General features: G+C 70.6%; 2 protein-coding genes. Both read right to left on the reverse strand.

Annotated features, from left to right (window positions below):
* Window positions 1–1,255: 1,255 nt before the first annotated feature.
* Window positions 1,256–2,371 (reverse strand): o-succinylbenzoate synthase, encoded by a 1,116-nt coding sequence (menC, locus tag FNH08_RS47250; RefSeq protein ID WP_152778059.1) that lies wholly within the window; start codon window positions 2,369–2,371, stop codon window positions 1,256–1,258.
* Window positions 2,368–3,342 (reverse strand): chorismate synthase, encoded by a 975-nt coding sequence (locus FNH08_RS47255; RefSeq protein ID WP_228034806.1) that lies wholly within the window; start codon window positions 3,340–3,342, stop codon window positions 2,368–2,370. The genes menC and FNH08_RS47255 overlap by 4 nt, the downstream gene beginning before the upstream one ends.
* Window positions 3,343–3,478 lie beyond the last annotated feature (136 nt).

Raw genomic sequence — 3,478 nt, forward strand, 5'->3', positions numbered from 1 at the left:
CACCGCGCCCCTGAGCCCTCCTGGTTTCTGCCCCCGAACGGTGGCAGGCCACGCCCCGGACCTCTTGCCTCTCCCTCAGGGAGGATCCGGGGCTTGTGGCATGGGCGCATTTCTTCCATCGTCAGAGACATTCCCCCCTTGAGGAAGGCGGGGAGCAGAAGGCTGGATTCAGCGCCATGCCTGAGCATTCCGCGACAAGCGCTCCCCACAAGCTCCTGGTCGTGGAGGACGAGGAGAGCATCCGTACTCTGCTGGCATCCACACTCAGGCTCTCCGGGTACGAGGTGGCCAGTGCGGACTCCGGCCGGGCCGCGCTACTGGAGATCGAAAGGTCTGCGAGTCGGCGGGGACGACTACGTCACGAAACCGTTCGGAGCCGGGACCGGTGTCGGAGCCGTTCGGAAGATGAGGAGTCCGAGCCGGGGGTCCTGGTACCGGCTCCGCCGGCGAGTGCATCGGATGACGAGGCGGCGTGCCGTACGCGTCTGGCGGCCGGCCGCCCAGGTGGCGGGAAGCGACGAGCCGGTGGCGTGCACGTCGTGGAGCACCGACACGTCAGCGTCCGAACTGCGTGCCGCTGTGGATGCCTGGCCCACACCGAATTGGTGTGACGACGGCGCGAGAGGCAAGTGGTACGTCAACCGGTTCAAGGCGTGCGCCATCTTCCCCTGGTGATCTGACGATTACGAACCCGCGCACCGGCGCGGTGACCAGCCGTATGCACTACCTCGTCCGGGCCTACGCCTAGAGCGTGCGGGACCAGAAGAAGTGGGCTTACCAGGTGGAACTGATGGCAGCAGCGCCAACGGCGGGGCGAAGTGTGCGGGTAGGTGCAAGGTGATCGAGAGCACGTTCCCGTCCCAGTCGATCAGCCAGAGCAAGGAGCCGGTCGGCCAGTTCCAGGAGACCACGATCAAGACCTCGCCCAAGGGACAGAAGGGGAGGGGCAGGCAAAGGCGGCGTGGTGGTTCACCAACCCCCGCTGGGTCGGCCCCACCAACGAGCTCTCGCTGCCGACTCCTCCGGTGGGGTGCGACAACGCCGTCCCGGGAACGTCGAAGGCGGGCTGCGTGATGCCCTACATCCCGGAGCTGGTCTACGCGAAGAACGGCCCCTACCCGGAGCTCGCCAGGCACATCGAGTAGGCCAGGCCGTTGACGTCCGCTCGGGTGGGACCGCCGGTGGGACTGCCTGTGGGTGTATCGAGGCTCGGAGGACCCAGGGTGCCGGGTATGGCCGCACTTCAGGCACGACCTCAGCGCCGTGCCGCGTACAGCTCCCGCCTCGACGTGGTGAAGCGTGCGAGGGCGTCCGTGAGGGGGGTGGTGCCGATGCCGGGGGACGTGGGTACGGGGAGGTGGCCGTCGTGGAGGGTGAAGGGTTCCGTGATGTCCTCTGCGAAGTAGCGGAGGGAGGCCGAGGTGTCGCCGGTGAGGGTGCAGCCCGGGAGGGCGGCCAGCGCCAGGTTGGGGGCGCGGCCGATGCCCGTCTCCAGCATGCCGCCGCACCACACCGGCACGCCGTGGGCGGCGCACACGTCGTGGATGCGGCGGGCTTCGAGGTAGCCGCCGACGCGGGCCGGTTTGACGTTGACGACCCGGCAGGCGTCCAGCGCGATCGCGGACGCGGCGTCGCGCGCCGAGTGGATCGACTCGTCGAGGCAGACCGGGGTGCGCAGGCGCTGCTGGAGCCGGGCGTGGGCGTGGAGGTTGTTCTCCTCCAGCGGCTCCTCGATCAGCAGCAGCCCGAAGTCGTCGAGTCTGCGCAGGTGGTCGGCGTCGGCGAGCGTGTAGGCGGTGTTGGCGTCGACCTGGAGCGGGAGTGCGTCGCCGAAGCGTTCGCGTACCGCGCGCACCGGCTCGACGTCCCAGCCCGGCTCGATCTTCAGCTTGATGCGGAGGTAGCCCTCGGCGAGGTAGCGCTCGACGTCGTCCAGCAGTTCGGGTACGGAGTTCTTGATGCCGACCGAGACGCCCGCGGGCACCCGTTCGTGCACCGAGCCGAGGAACGTCGCCAGGGACATCCCGTAGGCGCGGAGTTCGGCGTCCAGGAGGGCGGTTTCCAGGGCCGCCTTGGCCAGTTCATGGCCCTTGACGGAGGCCATGGCGGGGGCGACGGCCGCCGTCGTCGGCGCGGGGAGAGCGGCCACGCGCGGCAGCAGGAAGTCACGGATGACCAACTCGGCGCCGGCGACGAACTCCGAGCAGTACAGGGGCTCGGGGTCGGCGGCGAACTCCGACCAGCCCTCGGCCTCGTCGGTCACCACGTGCAGCAGGAAGGTGTCCTTGCTGGTCATCGTCCCGAACGAAGTGCGGAAGGGGGTGACGAGCGGGATGGCGACGTGGAGCAGTTCCACGCGTTCGAGCTTCATCGCTGCCTTTCGTGGGGCGTTTTGCAGGACGTCTCGTAGGACGTCTCTTGGGACGTCTCTTGGGAAAGCTCGCCGGGGCTGTCGCACGACGAACGGGTCAGCAGGTACCAGCCGTCGCGTGACATGGCCGTCGCGCGCAGGCCCTCGGCGTACGCCTCGGTGAACACCCCGCGGACGGCGTGCCGCCACGCGAGCGCGAGGGCCGGGTCGGCGGCGCGCAGCGCGACGATGTCCTCGGGCACGCGGCACCACAGCCGGTCCGCGTCGCGCAGGGCGAGCGGTCCGTCGTCCGGTGCCCGGGTCACGACGTCGGCCGCCGAGCGGTCCCCGCTGGGGTCGTCCGTGCGCGTGGTCCCCGTCGCCAGGTCCCACGTGATGGTCAGCCGGTCGCTCTCGTCGCCGTCGTTCACACCGTCGTTCATCGGCCCGTAGAAGTCGACCAGGTACTCGCTGCCGACCGCGCCCAGCTTGACCAGGTTGAAGCGGGCGTTGCGGCGGACCAGCGGGTCGAAGGTCCAGCGCATGGTGCTGGCGCCCCGCTCCAGCGCCCACAGCCGCTGCGCCTGCTTGACCGCGAAGCCCACGCCCCGCCCCGCCGCGGACGCCGCCGCGACGAACGAGTACACGTCCCGCTCGGCGGGGGCGCCGAACACCGCCACCGCCGCCCCGGCGAGCCGCTCGCCCGACGGTCCGGCGGTGTACGCGGCGTGCACCGCGCCACCGGCGTGCACCAGGCTGTGCAGCACCTCGGCCGGGTACGGCGGGGTGGCCCTGGGCGTCTGCCACACGTCGGCGAAGAAGTCGGCCACGGCGTGGATACCGGCCACGTCGTCCACGGTAAGGACCGTGACCGCGGCGGTGCGGGCCGCGGCGTCGGCGATGCCCGCCCAGGCACCGGGTGCTGTTCCCCCGGCCGTGCGGGGTACTTCCGCCGGCCCGGACCCGGCGGCGGAGATCGTCACAGGTGTCATGCGGTGAGTCTCCGTCGCCGGGGCCCGGCGGCCGTTGTCGGCAGGCACAATGAAGGCACGTGCCTCTGTTGCGATCGGCCAAGGCCGGCCGGGATCATCGCCCGACAGAATCCCGCCGCCCCCCTCCGTACCCCAC

The sequence above is a fragment of the Streptomyces spongiae genome (assembly GCF_009377185.1).
Taxonomy (GTDB): Bacteria; Actinomycetota; Actinomycetes; order Streptomycetales; family Streptomycetaceae; genus Streptomyces; species Streptomyces spongiae.